The sequence below is a fragment of the Rothia koreensis genome, from assembly GCF_052232265.1.
Taxonomy (GTDB): domain Bacteria; phylum Actinomycetota; class Actinomycetes; order Actinomycetales; family Micrococcaceae; genus Rothia; species Rothia koreensis.
This window is the reverse complement of record NZ_CP197643.1, coordinates 57805-75836: the sequence shown is the minus strand read 5'-3', so window position 1 is coordinate 75836 and position 18032 is coordinate 57805. Positions and strand designations below refer to the sequence as shown.

Annotated in this window: 19 protein-coding genes and 1 riboswitch; of the genes, 9 read left to right on the top strand and 10 right to left on the bottom strand. The window is 64.7% G+C overall.

Annotated features, from left to right (window positions below):
* Positions 1-30: 30 nt before the first annotated feature.
* Positions 31-1059: a formimidoylglutamase gene (hutG, locus tag ACTSLZ_RS00340; protein ID WP_443095323.1), complete on the bottom strand. Its 1029-nt coding sequence runs from the start codon at positions 1057-1059 to the stop codon at positions 31-33.
* Between the two features lie 230 nt (positions 1060-1289).
* On the opposite strand from hutG, the gene ACTSLZ_RS00335 reads away from it, so the two are divergent.
* From ACTSLZ_RS00335 to ACTSLZ_RS00325, 3 genes are all read left to right on the top strand, one after another.
* The gene (locus tag ACTSLZ_RS00335) at positions 1290-1619 is read left to right on the top strand and encodes a rhodanese-like domain-containing protein (protein ID WP_129315241.1); all 330 of its coding nucleotides are present in this window, start codon (positions 1290-1292) and stop codon (positions 1617-1619) included.
* A 16-nt stretch (positions 1620-1635) separates the two neighbouring features.
* The gene (pheA, locus tag ACTSLZ_RS00330) at positions 1636-2559 is read left to right on the top strand and encodes a prephenate dehydratase (protein ID WP_129315240.1); all 924 of its coding nucleotides are present in this window, start codon (positions 1636-1638) and stop codon (positions 2557-2559) included.
* A gap of 92 nt (positions 2560-2651) precedes the next feature.
* Entirely contained in the window at positions 2652-2966 is a 315-nt protein-coding gene (locus ACTSLZ_RS00325) for a hypothetical protein (RefSeq protein WP_178979303.1), read from the top strand.
* On the opposite strand, the gene ACTSLZ_RS00320 is transcribed toward ACTSLZ_RS00325, so the two are convergent.
* Together ACTSLZ_RS00320 and ACTSLZ_RS00315 are read right to left on the bottom strand one after the other, a co-directional pair.
* The gene (locus ACTSLZ_RS00320; protein ID WP_129315238.1) at positions 2931-4079 is read right to left on the bottom strand and encodes a diacylglycerol/lipid kinase family protein; all 1149 of its coding nucleotides are present in this window, start codon (positions 4077-4079) and stop codon (positions 2931-2933) included. The two genes, ACTSLZ_RS00325 and ACTSLZ_RS00320, sit on opposite strands and share 36 nt — an antisense overlap.
* Positions 4080-4089: 10 nt before the next feature.
* Complete coding sequence (locus tag ACTSLZ_RS00315; protein ID WP_443095322.1) at positions 4090-4719, bottom strand: GNAT family N-acetyltransferase; 630 nt, start codon at positions 4717-4719, stop codon at positions 4090-4092.
* A 98-nt stretch (positions 4720-4817) separates the two neighbouring features.
* Here ACTSLZ_RS00315 and serS point away from each other — a divergent pair, with 98 nt between their 5' ends.
* The 4 genes from serS to ACTSLZ_RS00295 all read left to right on the top strand — a co-directional run bounded on the left by serS (position 4818) and on the right by ACTSLZ_RS00295 (position 8944).
* On the top strand, positions 4818-6128 hold the full coding sequence (serS, locus tag ACTSLZ_RS00310; RefSeq protein ID WP_436595299.1) for a serine--tRNA ligase: 1311 nt from the start codon (positions 4818-4820) through the stop codon (positions 6126-6128).
* 181 nt (positions 6129-6309) lie between these two features.
* A complete protein-coding gene (locus tag ACTSLZ_RS00305) occupies positions 6310-7158 on the top strand; it encodes an HAD family hydrolase (protein ID WP_238692347.1) in 849 nt (282 codons plus the stop codon).
* A 119-nt stretch (positions 7159-7277) separates the two neighbouring features.
* On the top strand, positions 7278-8078 hold the full coding sequence (locus ACTSLZ_RS00300; RefSeq protein WP_443095321.1) for a carbon-nitrogen hydrolase family protein: 801 nt from the start codon (positions 7278-7280) through the stop codon (positions 8076-8078).
* 134 nt (positions 8079-8212) lie between these two features.
* A complete protein-coding gene (locus ACTSLZ_RS00295) occupies positions 8213-8944 on the top strand; it encodes a hypothetical protein (RefSeq protein ID WP_443095320.1) in 732 nt (243 codons plus the stop codon).
* Between the two features lie 15 nt (positions 8945-8959).
* Here the strand turns inward: ACTSLZ_RS00295 and ACTSLZ_RS00290 are convergent, their stop codons facing one another.
* Positions 8960-9553 carry a helix-turn-helix domain-containing protein gene (locus ACTSLZ_RS00290; protein WP_129315232.1) on the bottom strand — a complete coding sequence of 198 codons (594 nt, stop codon included), beginning with the start codon at positions 9551-9553 and terminating at the stop codon, positions 8960-8962.
* Between the two features lie 66 nt (positions 9554-9619).
* On the opposite strand from ACTSLZ_RS00290, the gene ACTSLZ_RS00285 reads away from it, so the two are divergent.
* Positions 9620-10360 (top strand): AzlC family ABC transporter permease, encoded by a 741-nt coding sequence (locus ACTSLZ_RS00285; protein ID WP_129315231.1) that lies wholly within the window; start codon positions 9620-9622, stop codon positions 10358-10360.
* A complete protein-coding gene (locus ACTSLZ_RS00280; protein WP_443095319.1) occupies positions 10357-10695 on the top strand; it encodes an AzlD domain-containing protein in 339 nt (112 codons plus the stop codon). The genes ACTSLZ_RS00285 and ACTSLZ_RS00280 overlap by 4 nt, the downstream gene beginning before the upstream one ends.
* Here the strand turns inward: ACTSLZ_RS00280 and ACTSLZ_RS00275 are convergent.
* The 6 genes from ACTSLZ_RS00275 to ACTSLZ_RS00250 all read right to left on the bottom strand — a co-directional run bounded on the left by ACTSLZ_RS00275 (position 10673) and on the right by ACTSLZ_RS00250 (position 17909).
* Positions 10673-12829 (bottom strand): AMP-binding protein, encoded by a 2157-nt coding sequence (locus tag ACTSLZ_RS00275; RefSeq protein ID WP_443095318.1) that lies wholly within the window; start codon positions 12827-12829, stop codon positions 10673-10675. The two genes, ACTSLZ_RS00280 and ACTSLZ_RS00275, sit on opposite strands and share 23 nt — an antisense overlap.
* A gap of 26 nt (positions 12830-12855) precedes the next feature.
* The gene (locus ACTSLZ_RS00270) at positions 12856-13611 is read right to left on the bottom strand and encodes an ABC transporter permease (RefSeq protein ID WP_129315298.1); all 756 of its coding nucleotides are present in this window, start codon (positions 13609-13611) and stop codon (positions 12856-12858) included.
* A gap of 33 nt (positions 13612-13644) precedes the next feature.
* Positions 13645-14688 (bottom strand): aliphatic sulfonate ABC transporter substrate-binding protein, encoded by a 1044-nt coding sequence (locus tag ACTSLZ_RS00265; protein ID WP_443095317.1) that lies wholly within the window; start codon positions 14686-14688, stop codon positions 13645-13647.
* Between the two features lie 53 nt (positions 14689-14741).
* Complete coding sequence (locus ACTSLZ_RS00260) at positions 14742-15566, bottom strand: ABC transporter ATP-binding protein (RefSeq protein ID WP_443095316.1); 825 nt, start codon at positions 15564-15566, stop codon at positions 14742-14744.
* An 8-nt stretch (positions 15567-15574) separates the two neighbouring features.
* A riboswitch (SAM riboswitch) is annotated at positions 15575-15700 on the bottom strand.
* Positions 15701-15817: 117 nt separating this feature from the next.
* Complete coding sequence (locus ACTSLZ_RS00255; RefSeq protein ID WP_443095315.1) at positions 15818-16525, bottom strand: RloB family protein; 708 nt, start codon at positions 16523-16525, stop codon at positions 15818-15820.
* Positions 16518-17909 carry an AAA family ATPase gene (locus ACTSLZ_RS00250; RefSeq protein ID WP_443095314.1) on the bottom strand — a complete coding sequence of 464 codons (1392 nt, stop codon included), beginning with the start codon at positions 17907-17909 and terminating at the stop codon, positions 16518-16520. Before ACTSLZ_RS00250 ends, ACTSLZ_RS00255 begins: the two co-directional genes overlap by 8 nt.
* Between the last annotated feature and the right edge of the window lie 123 nt (positions 17910-18032).

The window sequence follows — 18032 nt, the reverse complement described above, 5'->3', positions numbered from 1 at the left end:
CCTCCACGGTGGGTCGGGACCCGTGGGTCGTCAGGACAGGCCCTGGGAATGGAGTGCGCGCTGGCGCTCGGCCAGCAGCTCGCGATGTTCCGGGGTGTCCGCGGCGTCGGCGGCCGGGCGCCCGAAGGCCGTCAGCGTCGCCTGGTCGATCAGTCGAGCGGCCGCTCGGGCGGTCCGATGATCCAAGTCGAACTCCGGGATGACCCCGACGACGTCCATGATCGCCAGCTTGCCGCTCTGGGCGATCCTCTTGACGGCCTCCAGCAGAACAATCATGGGCACACCGAGGGACGACGGTGAACTGACCCCCGGCGCCTGATAGCCGGGCAGAACATCCATGTCCACGCTGAGGTACACGAGATCCAGGTCCGCCAGCTGCCGGTCCACGAATTCGAGCACGTCCTGGATGCGGCATTCGGCGCACTCCTCGTCCTTGAGGTAGGAAAGCTCGAGGTCGCGCGCGTGCTCGAACTGGGCGCGGGTGTTGGAAACTTCGCTGACGCCGACGACGCTGCACGAGAAGTCGCGTGCCGCCTTCTTCTCGTCCGTGATGACCTGGCGGACGGCGGTGACCGCGGTGGGCTGGGGTGTGTTGCGCACCGCGAAATGGGAATCGAAGCTGATCATGCCCCACTTCTTGACGCCGTTCAGTTCGCCGGAGGCGGCGAGCCCGGAGTAGGCCGCGTAGGTGGTCTCGTGACCACCGCCGAGAACGACCGTCATTCTGTGCTCGGGGATGATCTCGGCCAACTTGTCCGCGGCGTCGGCCTGGGCCTTTTCCATGTCGTGTCCGTCCACGGCCACGTTGCCGCGGTCATGGACGATCTGCCCACCGTGGAAGGCCAGTTCGGCCAGGGCGTGGCGGATCTGGAACGGCCCCTTCGCCGCTCCGGGGCGGCCTTGGTTCCGGATCGTGCCCTCGTGGGACTCGAATCCGAAGATTGCGAGACCCTTGGGGTCGTCTTCCTTCTGGACCCGACCGGCGTAGACCATGTGGTGCCACCGGGTGTGGATTGCTCCCGGGCCCTCGTCTCTTCCCATCCACGGTGTCGTCTCCATGACCGGTTCCTCCGAATCTGAAATGTCGCCTGTCTTGACCGCAGGTAACACTCAGTGTGACGCAAAAGGCAAGTACTGGGCCCGTGTCGTCCCGAATCCTGGGACCAATCGAGATTTCTCCCCCATCCGGGACGGGGGGCGTGCGCCCTCGTGGTGCGTCGGCGTCGCGGGGTAAGTTGGACGAAGAGCAAACGACGAGTGCGGTTCTCCGCCTCGGGTGAGGAGCAAGCATGGAAGAGAACGTTCCGAACGTGAAAGTCGACGACATCCCGGAGGGCGCCAAGATCCTCGACGTCCGCGAGGACTACGAGTGGGAAGAGGGGCACATCGACGGGGCCCAGCACCTTCCCCTGGACCAGGTTCCGGCGCGATACGGCGAGATCCCCTTGGACGAGGACGTCTTCGTGATCTGTCGCAGCGGAGGCCGCTCCCTCCGAGCCACCGCTTACCTCAACCAGTACGGATTCGACGCCTTCAACGTGGTGGGTGGCATGGGCGCATGGCAGGATGCGGAAAAGCCCATGGTTTCCGAAAACGGTCAGCCCCCGCAGGTTCGATAGGCGGAGAATCCATTCGATGAAGTACACCTACCTGGGGCCCGAGGGGACGTTCTCCGAGGCCGCACTGCTTTCCGTGCCCGGAGCCGATGACGCCGAGCGCATCCCCTCGGTCTCCGTCCCGGCCGCGTTGGCCAAGGTGCGCGACCGCTCGGTCGACGCCGCCATGGTCCCGATCGAAAATTCTGTCGAAGGCGGCGTCACGGCCACCCTGGACGCCATCGGGGCAGGCGACGACCTGCGGATTGTCCGGGAAGTCCTGGTTCCGATCCGCTTCGTCCTCATCGGGGCCCCGGGAAAAACCCTCGACGACGTGCGCGTGGTATCGACCCATTCCCATGCGTGGGCACAGGTCCGCGGCTGGATGGACGAGGCGCTGCCCGAGGTCGACTACCTCCCGTCCAGCTCAACGGCCGCGGCCGCGGTCGCCTTCCTGGACAACGAGGCACCGGGGTACGACGCCGCCGTGTGCTCCCCGATCGTTCCCGAGCAGCACCCCGAACTGAACCTTCTGGCGACCGACATCGGCGACAACGTCAACGCGGTCACCCGCTTCGTTCTGGTGACCGCGGCCCGCAACGGGTTGCCGCGGCCGGAACCGACCGGGGCCGACAAGACGACCGTGGTGGTCCCTCTGCCCGAGGACAGCGCGGGCGCCCTGATGGGCCTCCTCGAACAATTCGCCGCCCGAGGGGTCAATCTTTCCCGCATTGAGTCGCGACCCACGGGTGAGGCGCTGGGATCCTACTTCTTCTCGATCGACGCCGAGGGACACCTGGACAACCTCAGAATGCGCAACGCCCTGCGTGGGCTGCACCGGGTCTCGCCGGGCGTGAAATTCCTCGGCTCCTATCCTCGGGCCGACGGCAAGGAACCTCTCCTCGACACCCACCACTCGGACGAGGCCTTTTCCCGTGCGGACGAGTGGGTGGACAATCTCTGACCCGGTCCGACGGGCCGTGCGGACACGCTCCGTTTGACCCGATTTTGCGGATACTGAACACTTAAGGGCGACGAATACGAGGGAGAGACCACATGCGAGTTACCGGTTGGTTGCAGGCGGGCGTCATTATGCTCGTCCTGGGTATTTTTGTGGGCGCCTACGGCGTCGGCATCTGGGCGCTCGTGGTGGGGCAGGACACGGACGCCGACAGCGGCGCGAAGATCGCCTCGCCGATCATGATGCTGTGTTCGGTCCCCCTGCTCGCGGTCGGTCTGGGCATGACCATCACCGGAATCATCTCGGAGAAGTGGCATTTCGAGGACATGATGGAGAAGCGCTCCGAGGAGGCCGCCGTCACTTCCGCGTCCCGTTCAGCTGACGAATCGTCCCCAACGCCACCGCGGTGAGCCCGAGGCGCCGGTTCTGCGCAGGTTGGCCAGGCTGCGGAACGGCGTGATGTTCTCCGGGTACGTGTTGACGGCCAGGACGGCCGGCCTGACCTCGGCCTCGAGGCGCCCATAGGTTCCGAGCAAGTCCCCGTCCAGCTCGACCGGCTGGGGACTGGCTCCGAAATCGACGACCACTTTCTTGCCGTGGATGTGTTCGATCACGGGCAGACCGTTCCTGCGCCTCGAAATGACCTGGCTCGTCAGCGAGGCCCAACCGATGAGATTCCTCGGCGTCATCAGAATGACTTCCAGGAGGCCGTCGTCGGCCGTGGAATCCGCCGCGAGGTGGAGGCCCGCCGTGATTTCCCCGCAGTTCGCCACCAGAACCGAGCGGATCTTCCGTCGAATCGGATCCTGGTCGTCGATCTGGATGACCACGGGATGCCGCACGGAGACCAGGTTGCGCAACCCCGCCTCCACATAGGCGAGCCACCCGAATTTCGACTTCAGGTCATCTCGGGTGTCGGTCATGATTTGGGCGTCGAAACCGGCGCCGCCCATCACCAGGTAGGTCAGGTGGTCCCGGGTTCCGTCCGTGCGTGTTGCCTGGAGGCCGATCATGTCGATGCGCCGCGGTCGGCCGTGCAAGGCGGTATCGATGCAGGAGTGCAGGTCGGAGAGGCTCATCTCCAAGTTCCGTGCCAGCAGGTTCCCGGTTCCCAATGGGATGATGCCCATGCCCACGGTCGAATTCTCCAGGACGCCGGCGACCTGGCGCACCGTTCCGTCGCCGCCCATCGCGATGACCAAATCGCACCCGTCCTCAACGGCCTGCTCGGTCATTCCGCGGCCGGGGTCCTCGGGGGTGGTCTCGTAGAACCTGGGCTCCGGCCAGTCGATCGAGCGTGTCGCGTGGGCCAGTGCGTCGCAGGAGAACTGGGCCAGGGACTTCGCGGGGTTGTACACCACGCCCACCTGTCGCGGCACGCCCGGCTCAAGGCGGGGCCGCCACGGAACGGGTTGTGTCAGTACGGGAGGGCGTCCGCGCCACGAGGTGACGACGCTGGCCGCAGCGGCTGCGGCCAGGCTCAGGAAGCCCACCACACCCAGGGCTTTTCCGGAAGGTCGCATGGTCCCCAGGTTACCGGCCTCGCGACCGTTTGAGCCGGTGGTTCAGGTGATTGCGCACCGCGGGCCACTCATCGCGAACGATCGAATACGAGCACGTGTCGCGCAGGGAGCCATCGGGCATCCGGCGGTGATTGCGCAGGATTCCGTCCAGCTGGGCCCCGAGGTCCTCGACAGCCCGCCGGGACTGCCGATTGAATTTGTGGGTCTCGAAGCGCACGCTGATGCATTCGAGAACGTCGAAGGCGTGGGTCAGCAGAAGCAATTTCGACTCGATGTTCAAACCGGTCCGTTGCGTGGATGCGGCATTCCAGGTGTGACCGATGCTCACCCGCGGAGCTGACCAGTCCAGGTCGTAATAACTGGTCACTCCCGTGATCTTGCCGTCCGAGAGGCGCCGCGCGGCGAACGGAATCATGGAGCCCTTTTCCTGGAGGTCCAGCCGACGGCGTATTTCGGCCGCAACACCGTCGGGCCGGGGCACCGGGGTGTACCAGAGGTTCCACAGTTCGCCGTCGCGCACGGCGTCCTGCAGATCGGAGCAGTGTTCGGGACGCAGTTGTTCCAGGCGGACGGTCTCGCCATCGAGGGTCGGCGCCGTCAGAGTCTCCGGCGCAGGAGGAACGAGGTCGGAGTTGTTCATGGGACCCAGCGTATCCCTCTTTGTCCACCGCGAGAGGTTGTCCACAGGCTGATCCTGCGACGTGGGAACCTCGTCGGCGTTGCGGTAGGTTAGGGGTCGTGATCGACATTAATCTTCTTCGCGAAAATCCAGACCTGTTCCGGGCCTCTCAGCGGGCCCGCCAGTCCGACGTCGGGCTCGTGGACCAGATCCTCGAGGCCGATGCCCAACGTCGGCAGTCGATCAATGAATTCGAATCCCTGCGGGCAGAGCAGAAGTCCTTCGGCAAGAAGGTCTCTCAGGCGCAGGGAGAGGAGAAGGAAACCCTCCTGGCCGAGGTCAAGACGCTCGCCCAAAAGGTCAAGGCCGCGGAGAATGCCTCGAACGAAGCCCAGGCGAGACAGGATGAACTCCTGTCGCGCATGGAGAACCTCATCATCGACGGCGTTCCGACGGGCGGCGAAGAGGACTACGTGACCCTCAAGACCGTGGGGGAGCCCAGGGACTTTGCCTCCGAGGGGTTCGAACCGCGTGACCACCTCGAGATCGGGGAGCTTCTCGATGGCATCGACATGGCCCGCGGTGCCAAGGTCTCCGGGGCACGGTTCTATTTCCTGAAGGGCGCGGTCGCGAGGCTCGAACAGGCGCTGCTGTGGATGGCCCTCGACCAGGCGACCAAGGCCGGTTTCACGATGCTCACCACACCGACCCTGGTTCGCCCCGAAACCATGGCCGGAACCGGTTTCAACGTCAAGCACGACGACGAAATCTACCGCCTGGAACGAGACGACCTGTACCTCGTGGGAACCTCCGAGGTGGCCATTGCGGGGTACCACGCGGACGAGATCATCGACTTCGAGTCGGGCCCCCGGAAATATCTGGGCTGGTCCACGTGTTACAGGAGAGAGGCCGGCTCCGCCGGCAAGGACACCCGCGGCATCATCCGCGTCCACCAGTTCAACAAAGCGGAAATGTTCGTGTACTGCCCGGTGGAAGAAGCCGAGGCGATGCACGAGAAGATGTTGGCATGGGAAGAGGAGATGCTGACCAAATGCGGCCTCTCCTACCGCGTGATCGATACCGCCGCGGGTGATCTCGGTTCCTCGGCCGCCCGCAAATTCGACTGCGAGGCCTGGATCCCGACCCAGGGAACCTACCGAGAACTGACCTCGACCTCGAACTGCACCACTTTTCAGGCCAGGCGGCTCAACATCCGTGAGCGCAAGCCCGACGTCGTCGGGCCCAACGGAAAGACCAAGAAGGGCGGCACCCGCACGGTGGCGACCCTCAACGGGACGCTGGCAACCACCCGGTGGCTGGTTGCGATTCTCGAAACGCACCAGCTGCAGGACGGATCGGTTCGGGTCCCGGAGGCGTTGCGCCCCTACATGGGTGGGATGGACGTGATTCCCGCGGTCACCCAGAAGTAGGAATGGTGCCGGCACGCCGCCCGCTCGTCCGGACCACGGGCTCCATGAGGAACCGGGTCCGCGTACGGCCGGGCGGCGACGCGTATTTTGGACAGAACACTTTAACCGCCGATTCATCGCGGATTCGCTGAATCGGCACGCACCCGTTATACCGGGTGGATCAGATGAAAGCATGGAATTGATGACTCAAGAAACAGTTCGCCCGCCGGTGCAGGAGCGCTGGCACAAAGAAGCAGGGGTGAAGTATTTGGTGGCCCTCGACGTGGACGGCACCCTCGTCGACCACGACGGCCACATGACGGAAGACGTCAAGCACGCGGTACGCGCCGTGGCGAAGGAAGGGCACCACGTCGTCGTCTCGACCGGTCGCTCGAAGGGCGCCACATTGCCGATCGTGGAGCTCGCCGGCATGGGCACCGGGTACGCGGTCAGCTCCAACGGCGGCGTCACCCTGGAGATCGATCCGCGGTACCCGAGTGGGTACGAGATCGTCGACGCCGTGACCTTCAAGCCCGCGAAGGCGCTCGCGGCGCTGGGCGAGAAGTTGCCGGACGCAAAATTTGCCCTCGAGGCCGCCGACGGATCCTTCTTCTCGACCGCCCACTTCCAGGACCGCAGCTTCGGCATGGAGGCGCAGACGGTCTCCCTGGAGGACCTGCTCGACATGGAGGCCGTTCGCGTGGTCGTGTTCTCGACCGAAACGGACATCGACTCGTTCGCCCGCATCATCGACGAGGTCGGCCTGCACGGAGTGACCTACTCGGTCGGCTGGACCCCCTGGCTGGACATTGCGGCCCACGGCGTCTCGAAGGCGTCGGCGCTGGAACAGATCCGCAAGCGTCTCGGAGTGGATCCGGCGCACACGATCGCGATGGGCGATGGCCGCAACGACATCGAGATGCTCGAATGGGCCGCCCGCGGCATCGCGATGGGGCAGGCCCCGGACGAGGTCGTACAGGCCGCCTCCGAGGTCACGACCTCGGTCTACGACGACGGCGCGGCCCACGTGCTGCGAACGCTCGTGGACTGATGCGACCCTGTGCCGCGGCGAGCCCGAAGGCGCCGAATGAAAATTTTCGCGTCGTCATGGATGCGGGCCGGCGAGCATGACCGTAAGCTCGTGCTGAGAAACCAGCCCTAAGGAGACCCATGAAGATCGCCGTAGCGCAGATCAACAGCACCGAGAACGTCCCGGAGAACCTTCGGAAGGTTCAGGACGGCGTCCGCCGAGCTTCCGAAGAAGGGGCCGGCCTCGTGGTTTTCCCGGAGGCAACCATGGCGGCCTTCGGGAGCCGGCTGTACGACGTCGCCGTGCAACACGCCGAGACGTGGAAGACCGAGATGCAGTGGCTCGCGGCGGAGCAGGAGATCACCGTGGTCACGGGCGAATTCGCGCCTGCCGACGACGGCAAGGTGCGCAATGTCCTGGCCGCCTACACCCCCTCGGGAGAGCGACTCGATTACGCGAAGATCCACCTGTACGACGCCTTCGGGTTCAAGGAATCCGATGACGTCGCTCCGGGCAACGACCCCCTCGTGATCAACGTCGACGGCGTTCCGGTGGGGCTCGCGCTGTGTTACGACATCCGATTCCCCAAGCTGTTCGCCGAAATGTCGCGCAAGGGCGCACAGGTCTGCCTGGTCGCCGCCTCCTGGGGTGCGGGCCCGGGAAAGGTCGAACAGTGGGAGTCCCTGGCACGCGCCCGTGCCCTGGACAGCAATAACATCGTTGTGGCCGTGGACCAGGCGGACCCCCAGGTCTCGGGCGTGCAGGTCAGCCCCAAGGCCCCGACCGGGGTGGGACACAGCATCGTCTCGGATCCGTTCGGCCAGACGATCGCCTCATTCGGTGAGGACGAGGAAATGCGCGTTGTGGAGTTGGATCTCGACGTGGTCGAAAAGGCTCGCACCGCGATACCCGTGCTGGAGAACGCCCGCCTCGGTTACTGAGGCCACACCCGCCCGGGTCATATTCCGTCGAACCCCCGTCGTCTCGGGTCGAAGCGTTGACTTGGCACCCCGTCGTTGAAATTCTTAGTAAAAGCATTCCGGCTTGCCGGTCAAGCGGTGGAGGATGTGGAACGGTGGTGTCGACGAAATACAACAGAACCGGGGCGTGTCTGCTCATCCTGGCGTTGTCGGCATGGGCCACGACAGGATGCACCGACGCGACCAGTGACTCGAGCGTTGCGAGCCTTCCCGCGGAGTCGAGTGCGTCGTCGTCCGAACCCGCGGGGGACTCCTCGTCCCCGTCGGACAACTCCGAGAAGGATTCGTCGGGGAAGCCCAAAAAGCTCGAGACAATCGATGATCCTTGTGCCGACGAATGCGTCAAGGGCGGGAGCGTCGACGTCGATCATCCCGTGTACGGCGGCATGACGGTCGTGCCTTACTGGAAGAAGCAGTCCGACGACCAGGAATCCCCGCGGGGGAGCGCGGCCTATGCCCTGTACCAGAAGGGCAAATCCGTGGGATACGTGGAGGACACCGACCGGCAGCTTCTCTGGTTCGGTACGAGGCCGGTGGGAGAACCCAATCTGGACACGTGGAACCTCGAGAACAATTCCAACGTCGACAAGTACGGGAACGTGTACCTCAGCTACAACGGCGGCGTCACCGTCCTGACGCCCACGGATCAGGGCTACAACTCCTACGAGTCGCTGCCGAGCGAGCCCAACGCGTTCGAGAACGCTTCGCTGAAAATCGACCCTTCGGGCGAGCCCACGCTGACCTTTGACGAAGACGGCATATCGAAAGATCACCACTGGGACGGCAATCAGTTCGTCGAAACACGGGGTGAGCAGCACCCCGAGTGACCGCCGAGCCGCGGATCAGCTGTCGATGACGTAGACGGCGCGCGTGCCCGGTTCGAGCGCCTCGAAGCTGTGCTCGAGGTCGCCCGCGAAGGTCAGAAAATCTCCCGGCTCCAGAATGGCCTCCTCGCCGTCGCACACGGCGCGGGCTTTCCCGGAGGCGAGGACGATGTGCTCGACCGTTCCCGTCTGATGGGGGTTCGACTCCCGGGCACGGCCGGGTTCGGCGCTGATCAAGTAGACGTCGCGCCGCTGGCCGGTCTGCCCGGCGGACAAGAGCGCCGCGGAATAGCTCGCGTTGGACGAAGGCAACTGGGGCAGGTTTTCGAGCCTGACCAGGGAGATGCGGCCCCTTGGCGGGTCGAGGAGCTGGGCAAGCTGCACGCCGTACGACGTCGCGAGCGCCCACATGGTCTCTACGCTCGGATTTCCGGTTCCCGCCTCGAGCTGGGAGAGGGTCGACTTGCTGACTCCGGCTCTTTTCGCCGCCTCGCTCAAGCTGAGCCCATGGCGGGCGCGTTCCCTCTGCAGGGCCTGTGCCATCCGGAGTTTCTGTGCCTCCGATTCCTCGGGGGCATCGGGCGTGCCGGGATGCTCGACGTCGAAATTCATGTCTCCAATATATTGGACGTTTGTAGGGTTTGACGAACGTTCTCACCGAGGGGCACCATAATAACCATGCGTTCGGTATACAGAACGGTCTTCGGGAAGATCCCGCGGGCCATAGCCCCCACCCAGCGACGCAGCGCGCTGGCCATATTTCTGACGCTCGCCGCGGTGGGCCTGTCCTATGGCGCGCTCTCGCAGTCCTCGGGCTTCGCGCTGTGGCAGACCGTTCTGCTGGCCGCTCTCGCGACCGGCGGGGCCGCCGAACTGACGTTCGTCGGTGTCATTGCCGCGGGCGGTGCTCCCGTATTCGCCGTCCTCGGGGGTCTGTTGGTCAACTCCCGCAACTTCGCCTTCGGCCTGAGCGCGGGCGAATATGTTCCGCGAGGGTGGCGCCGGCTTCTGGCTTCTCACCTCGTCAACGACGAAACCATTGCCTTCGCTCGCTCCGTCAGAGGCAGACAGGCCAGGTGGCAGCACTTCGTGTTCATGGCCATTCTGCTCTTCCCGGCCTGGGTCGGAGGTGCGGCCCTCGGCCAGTTGCTCGGTTCCGTCGTGGACGCCGATGCCCTCGGTCTCGACGCCGCGTTCCCCATCATTCTGTTCTGCCTGGTCGTCCAGGATCTCAAGAATCCTCTCCTGGCCATCATGGCCGGTGGCGGCGCCGTCCTGGCCGTGGCGGCCACTCCGGTGCTGCCTATGGGTCTCGGTGCCGTTGCCTCGCTCGTGGTCCTGATTCCCGCCGCCTCCTTCCTGTGGACCAAGAATCGCTTGCGCCGCAGCGACAGGACGCTCGAGAGGAGCGAAGTATGAGTGTCTTTCCTTTCCTGGTGGCCCTGGCAGGGCTCGTGGTCGGCACGTACCTTCTCCGCTATGTGGGCGTGCGCATCGGTTCACTGTCCGGGACCGATGAAGACTCCGAGGAGCCCACAGTGGCCCGGCTCTGGATGGACCGGGCCACCGTGGTTCTCATTTGCGCGGTCGCCGCGACCACGATGGTCTTCGAAGGACAGGATCTCGCCGGCCCCTCACGCATCATTGGCACCTCGGTCGGGATCGTGGCCGCCATCGTGAAGGTTCCGCTCCTGATCTGCGTGATCCTCGGGATGGCCGTGTGCGCCGGACTCAGACTGCTCGGCGTCGCGTGAGCACGTCGGCGATGTGATCCAGGGCTTCCTCGTTCTGCAGCGAGGAGCGGTCTCCCAGGTCCCGTCCCTGGTACAGCTCGCCCAGAAGGCGGCGGGTGATCTTCCCCGACCTCGTCTTGGGAATGTCACGAACCACGACGACGTCCTTCGGCTTGGCAATCGGCCCGATCTCTCGTGTCACGTGGGCGCGGAGCGCGTCGCGCAACCCGGCCTCGTCGAGGTTCTCAGGGTCCGTGATCGTCACGAAGGCGATCGCCGCATGGCCGGTGAGCTCGTCCTCCACGGGGCAGACCCCGGCCTCGATGACCGTCGGGTGCGTCACCAGGGCCGATTCGATTTCGATCGTCGAGAGCCTGTGTCCGGAGATGTTGATGACGTCGTCGATCCGCCCCAGGATGTAGGTGTCGCCTTCCTCGTCGACCTTGGCCCCGTCCCCGGCCAGGAACCAGCCGCGCTCGCCGTAGTGCTTCCAGTACGAGTCCAAGTACCGCTGGGGGTTCCCCCACACGGTTCGCGCCATCGAGGGGCCGATCCCGTCCACCACGATGAATCCCTGGGTCGAGGCGGGTACGTCGTCGCCGTTCTCGTCTACCACGCGGGTCGAGACGCCGGGGACGGCGCGCGTGGCGCACCCCGGCTTGGTCCTCGTGTGCGGTGCATGGTCCGGAAAGGTTCCGGCCGGCGCGAACTGGGGGTCGTGGGGCCGCGGCGAGCACACGGTCGAACCGGTCTCGGACTGCCACCACGTATCGACGAACGGAACCTCTCCGTTGCCGACATTGTCCCGAAGCCAGCGCCACGCCTCAGGGTTGATGGATTCGCCGACAGATCCGAGGAGGCGGACCGAGGCCAGGTTGTAGCTTGCGGGCAGACCGTTCGGGAAGGCGCCCATGAGAGAGCGAATCAGCGTCGGCGCCGTGTAGTAGTTGGTGACCCCGTAGCGTTCAATGATTTCGAAGTGGCGCCCGAAATGCGGGGTGTTGGGGGTCCCCTCGTAAATCACCTCGGAGACGCCGTTGAGCAGTGGTCCGTAGATCTCGTAGGTGTGGGCCGTGACCCAGGCCAGGTCGGCCGTGCACCAGTGGACGGTCGAATCCACCTTGGACATGTCGTTCTCGGCGGACAACTCGTCCGGGCGCACCTCGCCCTGTTCGTCCAGGGTCTCGGGAAGCAGATCGAACAGGAGCGCATGGGTGTACGCAGTCTGAGTCAGGTACCCGCCCGTCGTGTGCACGAGGCCCTTGGGTCGTCCGGTGGTTCCGGAGGTGTAGATGATGAACAGCGGGGTTTCGGCGTCGAAGAATTCCGGCTCGTGGACCGTGAAGGATGCCTCGAGCAGGTCGTGCCACCAGACGTCGCGCCCGGGCGTCCACGGAACGGCCTGCTCGTCCTTGGAGCGGAAGCCCTTGTCGGAGGGGGACAGGGGAACCCCAGCGGGGGTCTTGCGTCCGGGTCGGGAGGTTCTGCGCACGACGACGACGTGCTCGATCGAGTTCTCGCCGGCGCACGCGTCGTCGGCGTTCTGCTTGACCGGAACCACGTGTCCGCGTCGATTCTGTCCGTCCGTGGTGACCAGGACCTTGGCCCCGGTGTCCTCGACGCGGAACCTGAGCGCCTCGGCGGAGAAACCACCGAACACGAGGGAGTGCACAGCGCCGATGCGCGCGCAGGCAAGAGTGATGATCACGGTCTCCGGGATCACCGGTAGATAGATCACGACTCGATCTCCCTTCCCGACGCCCAGGGACAGCAGGGCGTTGGCGGCTCGGGAGACCTCGTCCTTGAGCCGAGCGTAGGTGTACACCTCGCGGTCGCCGGGTTCGCCCTCGAAATAGAGGGCCACGTGCTGGCCACGGCCGGCCTCGACGTGTCGGTCCACGCAGTTGTAGGCCGCGTTCAGCTTTCCGCCGTCGAACCAGGCGATCTCGGGGACGCTGAATTCGGGGAGGCCGTCGTCGTCCGTGCCGACGATGCGCGGCCTCTCGAACCGGTGCGCGGTGTGCCACGGCTCGGCCCAGTCGAGGCGGGCGGCCTGCTTCTCCCAGAAGGCAACCCGGGCGTCGTCGGATTCCTCCGCCGGGTTCGGGGTCGGGGAGTGTGGGTCGGAGAACACGAAGTTCTTCGGAAGAGTCATGATCGTTCCTATCCGTTGCGGATGCTCTACGACGCGGCCGGGGCGGTGCCCCACCGGCGCTGAGTCCATCGTTCAAAGATTCCTATCAGGGCATCGGTGATCTTGCCCAGTATTGCCAGCAGAATGATCGCCAGAATGAGACGGTCGGTGCGGCCGTTGCTCTGCGAATCGGTCAGGAGGAAACCGAGGCCCATCGAGGCACCGACCAGTTCCGCGGCCACCAGGAAGAGCCAGGCCTGGGCCAGGGCCAGCCGGAGCCCCGAGACCACGGACGGCATCACCGCCGGCAACTGGACCGTGGTGAAGAGCCTGATCCCATGGATGCCGAAGGACCGAGCCGCTTCGATCAAGTGGTGGTCCACGTGCTTCAGGGCCCCCGCGACCGTGGTGTAGACCGGGAAGAAAGCGCCGATCGCCACCAGGATCACCTTGGAATTCTCACCGACGCCGACCCACAGGAGCATGAGCGGGACCCAAGCCAGAGATGGGACCGCGCGGATCGCGCCGATGGTCGGCCCGGCAAGGATGCGGGTCCATCGGGAGAGGCCGATCAGGGCACCGATCACGAGCCCGAGCGCGCTGCCGATCACGAAGCCCAGGATCACGCGCTGGGTCGAGATACCGACGTGCTGCCAGAGCTCGTGCCGGCGCATCAGTTCGATGCCCGCAGCCGCGACCTTCGACGGGCTCGGCAGCTGAATCGGGGTGAAGACGCCGGTGGTCGAGAGCAGGTGCCACGCCACGAGGACGAGCAGGGGAAGGACGACCCCCAGGCCGGCCATGGTCCAACGGTTCTTCGGAAAGCTTGTCACGCTCTATTTCCCCTTGATCCGCCGGGCGGCCGCGGATGCATCGGCGGCTCGGGCATACTTCTTCTCGATGATGTTCTCGACGGCGTCGTCCGCATCCTTTCGCTCCGACACGTCCCCCGAATCGACCAGGATCGGGGCGATATTGCGCAGCACCCGGAGCTGGTTGTCGCCCGGTACCGGGTCGATATCCAGGTGGGTGCGGTCCCAGACCGTGCGGGCGACGTCGTCCGAAATGCCAGCCTCCTCGGCGAACACCGCGATGGCTTCTTCCCGGTGGCTGATGGCCCATTCGCGCGCGAAGGCGTACACGTCGATGACGAGTTGGGCTCCTTCCGGGTTCTGGTCGAGGAATTCCTCACGGGCATTGAGGAATCCCCAGGTGTTGAAGTCGAGATTCCGGTAGAACAACTCGTCGCCGCCTTCCTCCTGGGCCGTCGCCATGATGGGGTCCAGCCCCGCCCAGGCGTCGACCTGGTGCGTGTCCAACGCGGATCGTCCGTCGGCGTGCTGGAGATTCACGATGGTCACATCGTCGGCCGACAGCCCGGCCTCATCGAGGGCCTGGATCAGGAGGAAGTAGGGGTCCGTGCCGAGGGTCGCCGCAATACTGCGACCGGCGAGATCCTCGACGCCGCGAATGGGAGAGTCCGGGGTCCTGGCCAGGGCCGACCACTCGGGCTGGGAGAACAGGCCGATCGTCGTGATCGGCGCACCGTTGGCACGTGCCAGAAGGGCGGCCGAACCCGCGGTCGAACCGACGTCGATCGCGGCACCGATCAGGCTCTGGTTGGCCTTGTTGGAACCGGCAGATTTCAACCAGGAGACGGACTGCCCGATTCCTTCGGCGGCGGTTTCGAGCCACTTCTTCTTGCGCATGATCAGCGACAAGGGGTTGTACGTCGCGTAGTCCAGGGTGATGCTTCCGGAAGCATCCGCGTTGATGACGCCACGGCCGGCTCCTTCGCCGGACATGCATCCGGACAAGGTCAGGGCGACGGCGCCGAGGCCGACGCCTTTGAGGGCGTCGCGACGGGAAAAGGTGGTCATCGGGATCGGGTCCTTGCTGGGCATGGGTGGTTCACGGGCTCGACGTCGTGGGGCTAGTGCGCCGTGGTGTCGACGCCGAGCAGCCCCAGAAGGTGTCCGCGCATTCGCGTCAGATCCGAGTCCTCGCGAGAACGGGGTCGAGGGAGGTCGACCTCGATGTTCTCCACGATTCCCGCCGGCTCACCTGGGGCCGGGCGTCCCAGGACGATGACATGGTCGGAGAGGTACAGCGCCTCGTCGACGTCGTGCGTCACGAGCAGAACCGTGGTGGGGTCCTGCCGATGCAGATCGAGGAGCAGATCCTGCATCTTGAGCCGGGTCAGGGCGTCGAGCGCGCCGAAGGGTTCGTCGAGCAGGAGCACCTGCGGATTCCGGGCCAGGGCCCTGGCCAGGGCCGCGCGCTGGGCCATGCCGCCGGAGACCTCGCCCGGCCGGTGGTTCGCGTGCGGGGTCAGACCGACGAGCTCGATCAGTTCCGTAACACGTTTCCGGCCGCGGGACGCGGGGGTCTTTCTTGGCAGGCCGAGGGCGACATTGTCCGTGATCGAACGCCAGGGCAGCAGGCGGGGCTCCTGGAATCCGACGGCGCACCGAGGATCAATGTCCCGAACCGGGCTGCCATCGATCGTGACGGAGCCCTCGGTTGCGGTGTCCAGCCCCGCCGTCGCGCGCAGGAGAGTGGACTTGCCGCACCCGGACGGCCCGACGACGGCGACGATCTCACCCGGTTGCACCGTGAAACTCACGTCGCGAAGGACCTGAGTACGCGTCCCGCCACGGGACGAGGTGCCGAAAGACTTCCCGACATCGTGGAATCGGACCGACGCGGCCTCGGCCTCCAAGGCACGGGTGTCCTTCGGGGCGCGGGCCGAACTCACAATCAATCACTCCATCGAACCCTGGCGTTAGCACCGTATTCTCCCCGGGCCCTGTGGAATATGCGGGCCATTGCGGGGGGAGAAGGTTGCTGCGACGTCGTCGAGCCAGGTCTCTCGGTCGCTCTGGATGGTTTCCCACTCCAGATTAAGCGTGCCCTCCGGGGCCGCTCCAACTCGGCCCGGACTGTTTCGAGAGATGAAACGGCACGCGTCAAAGTGCGTCATCAGGGCAGGGCGAAGGAGAGTGCGGGCTACCGGTCCAGGCAGGTCCACTTGCTGATGGTGTCGACGAGATGGAACAAGCCGGTGGACCCCTTGGGGCCGATCTGGTTGACTCCGACGGGGTGGTGCTCCTTGGCCCTTTCCGCGGCACGCTTGTACTGATCAATGGGGAAATCGTCGTGAATATTCTTTCCCTTGAGCAGCGAGCGCTCTCTGCATTGCCGATCCAACCCCTGTTGGTCCCCCGCAGGGGTGCACTCGGTGTGCAGGACGAGCCACGTTTCGAACTGCGGGTTGGACACCAGTACGTGTATGCCATGATCTTTGGCCTTGCTCAATGCCTTGGCCAGCAGAGAGGTATTCCCCGAACCTCGCCGGACGTCGTCCCACTGGTCCACGTCGACGACGGCGAAGACCGCTGCATACTTCGGGATGTCTTTCGTGTTGTTCTTCCGCGCATCATCATCTCTGAGCAGGATGCATCGGTCGACGACGTCCATCGGGTTGTTCTTCGCTTTTCGTCGTGCTTTGCCGTCCTTGGTCTTGGGATCGACCTTGATCTGAATCTTGTCGGCGTGGGGTGGAAGAGTGTGCTGGATATGGCGGTTCAGCAGCTCGAAATATTCCGGTTCGGTGAGCGCTCCGTCTGAGACCACGAGGATGCGATGGAGCCGGTCGGAGCGCTTCTGTCGAGATGTCGAAGGGGGCTTGCGAACCTGTCTTCTGGTTCTACTCATTCTGACCGTCCTCGTCGGGACCGACGATTCCGCGCAGGACGCTGGGGGCGAGCATGGGGATAGCCCCGTACCGTCCCGCCAGGTAGCGACGTTCGTGATTGGCGTCCTTGGATTTGGGGTAGTCGCTCAGACTGAAGTACGAGCTCTCTCCGAGTCCGTTCTTCTCCGTGAACCAGATGTGCTTCTCAGTAAGACCCAGTTCTCCCATGTGTTCGAGAATGTTGGTGTTGTGGCTGGTAAAGATCAGCTGGGCTCCCCGGACATTGATGTCGGGATCGGTGAAGGTCTTGATGATCAGCTCAACCATGTTCTGATGGAGGCTCGTATCGATCTCGTCCGCGAGGAGTACGCCCCCTCGTCTCAGGGTGGTGATGATCGCGGGAGCGACCGACAGCCAGGTGCGTGTGCCGTCCGATTCATCCTTGAGGGAGAGGGCGAAGCTCTCCTCTTCGGAACCCTGGTGGTGGAATACCAGGTTGTAGGCCAGATCCTCTGCTTCGTCCTCGGTCAGGCCGGCGTCCTCGGTAGGACGTGTTGAGCCGTTGCCCTCGGCTGCGCCTCTCGGATCGTCCCGCCCCTCCAGAATCTCCTGGATCCTGCTCCACTTGGCGAGCACATCGCTGGGGATCTTCTTCTCGTCCACCGTGATCTTGGTGATTCCCAGGTCGGCCACCTTGAGTAGGCGAGAGAGCTCATCGAGTTGGAAATCCCCCTTCTTGATGGACCGGACCAGGCGATAGATTCGATGGTCCGTTTCGACGTCGCCGTAGTCGATCGTGTCGAAGTAGCCCAGGACAGCCTCGGCCAGTTCCGCCAGGGGAGACACCTCGGACCGCAGGGCAGCCGAGAGCACCAGTTCCCTGGGGGCGACATTTCCAAGGCCGGCTCGCGCGGACTTGGAGATGAAAGCGCTGTTCCACTCGATGTCGGTTTTTCCGTCCTCCCGGGTGCGGGAGAAGCACGGTGACCATCTGCGGTTGGGCACCCGGCTCAGCCATTCGTCGGTGAACCCGGAGGAATCCACGAGGAATCCGTAATGGTACCGGGTGCCTTCGTGCTCGACATCGAGTTCGTACCTCGAGGGGCCACGGTCTTTGCGAGCGATCAGGGTATACGGGTAATGCGGGACGCTCGGGTTCTCGGAGCGGTCCTGCCAGCGAGTCGCCGAAAGCGATATCGCGGCCCGAACATAGCTGAGGGCATCCAAAAGATTGCTCTTGCCCGAGGCGTTCGGGCCAAGGATAGCGGCCGAGGAGAGGGCGACGTCGTCCCAAGTTTTCCCCGGGGGCGGCGTGGAACGGTTGCCCAGGGCGGGGGCGAGGTCGAGTGTGTGCTCGGTATGGATGCTCCGGTGGTTGGACACCGTGAAGCGAAGGAGTCTCATGCTCTCAATCTAGCCATAAACGGCTAATTTGGACGGAAATCATCCAAATATGATCATTAGAGCCGGAATCGGACGTGGCTGCGCCAGTCTTCTCGCGATCCCGTGCGGCCCGTGCGCTGCCAG

Bases quoted from the DNA above. Each gene is read 5' to 3' on its own strand.
- ACTSLZ_RS00255 (WP_443095315.1), bottom strand. From the start codon at position 16,525: ATGAGTAGAACCAGAAGACAGGTTCGCAAGCCCCCTTCGACATCTCGA.
- ACTSLZ_RS00250 (WP_443095314.1), bottom strand. From the start codon at position 17,909: ATGAGACTCCTTCGCTTCACGGTGTCCAACCACCGGAGCATCCATACC.
- ACTSLZ_RS00275 (WP_443095318.1), bottom strand. From the start codon at position 12,829: ATGACTCTTCCGAAGAACTTCGTGTTCTCCGACCCACACTCCCCGACC.
- ACTSLZ_RS00270 (WP_129315298.1), bottom strand. From the start codon at position 13,611: ATGGCCGGCCTGGGGGTCGTCCTTCCCCTGCTCGTCCTCGTGGCGTGG.
- hutG (WP_443095323.1), bottom strand. From the start codon at position 1,059: ATGGAGACGACACCGTGGATGGGAAGAGACGAGGGCCCGGGAGCAATC.
- pheA (WP_129315240.1), top strand. From the start codon at position 1,636: ATGAAGTACACCTACCTGGGGCCCGAGGGGACGTTCTCCGAGGCCGCA.
- ACTSLZ_RS00305 (WP_238692347.1), top strand. From the start codon at position 6,310: ATGACTCAAGAAACAGTTCGCCCGCCGGTGCAGGAGCGCTGGCACAAA.
- ACTSLZ_RS00315 (WP_443095322.1), bottom strand. From the start codon at position 4,719: ATGAACAACTCCGACCTCGTTCCTCCTGCGCCGGAGACTCTGACGGCG.
- ACTSLZ_RS00300 (WP_443095321.1), top strand. From the start codon at position 7,278: ATGAAGATCGCCGTAGCGCAGATCAACAGCACCGAGAACGTCCCGGAG.
- ACTSLZ_RS00320 (WP_129315238.1), bottom strand. From the start codon at position 4,079: ATGCGACCTTCCGGAAAAGCCCTGGGTGTGGTGGGCTTCCTGAGCCTG.
- ACTSLZ_RS00285 (WP_129315231.1), top strand. From the start codon at position 9,620: ATGCGTTCGGTATACAGAACGGTCTTCGGGAAGATCCCGCGGGCCATA.
- ACTSLZ_RS00280 (WP_443095319.1), top strand. From the start codon at position 10,357: ATGAGTGTCTTTCCTTTCCTGGTGGCCCTGGCAGGGCTCGTGGTCGGC.
- ACTSLZ_RS00265 (WP_443095317.1), bottom strand. From the start codon at position 14,688: ATGACCACCTTTTCCCGTCGCGACGCCCTCAAAGGCGTCGGCCTCGGC.
- ACTSLZ_RS00290 (WP_129315232.1), bottom strand. From the start codon at position 9,553: ATGAATTTCGACGTCGAGCATCCCGGCACGCCCGATGCCCCCGAGGAA.
- ACTSLZ_RS00335 (WP_129315241.1), top strand. From the start codon at position 1,290: ATGGAAGAGAACGTTCCGAACGTGAAAGTCGACGACATCCCGGAGGGC.
- ACTSLZ_RS00325 (WP_178979303.1), top strand. From the start codon at position 2,652: ATGCGAGTTACCGGTTGGTTGCAGGCGGGCGTCATTATGCTCGTCCTG.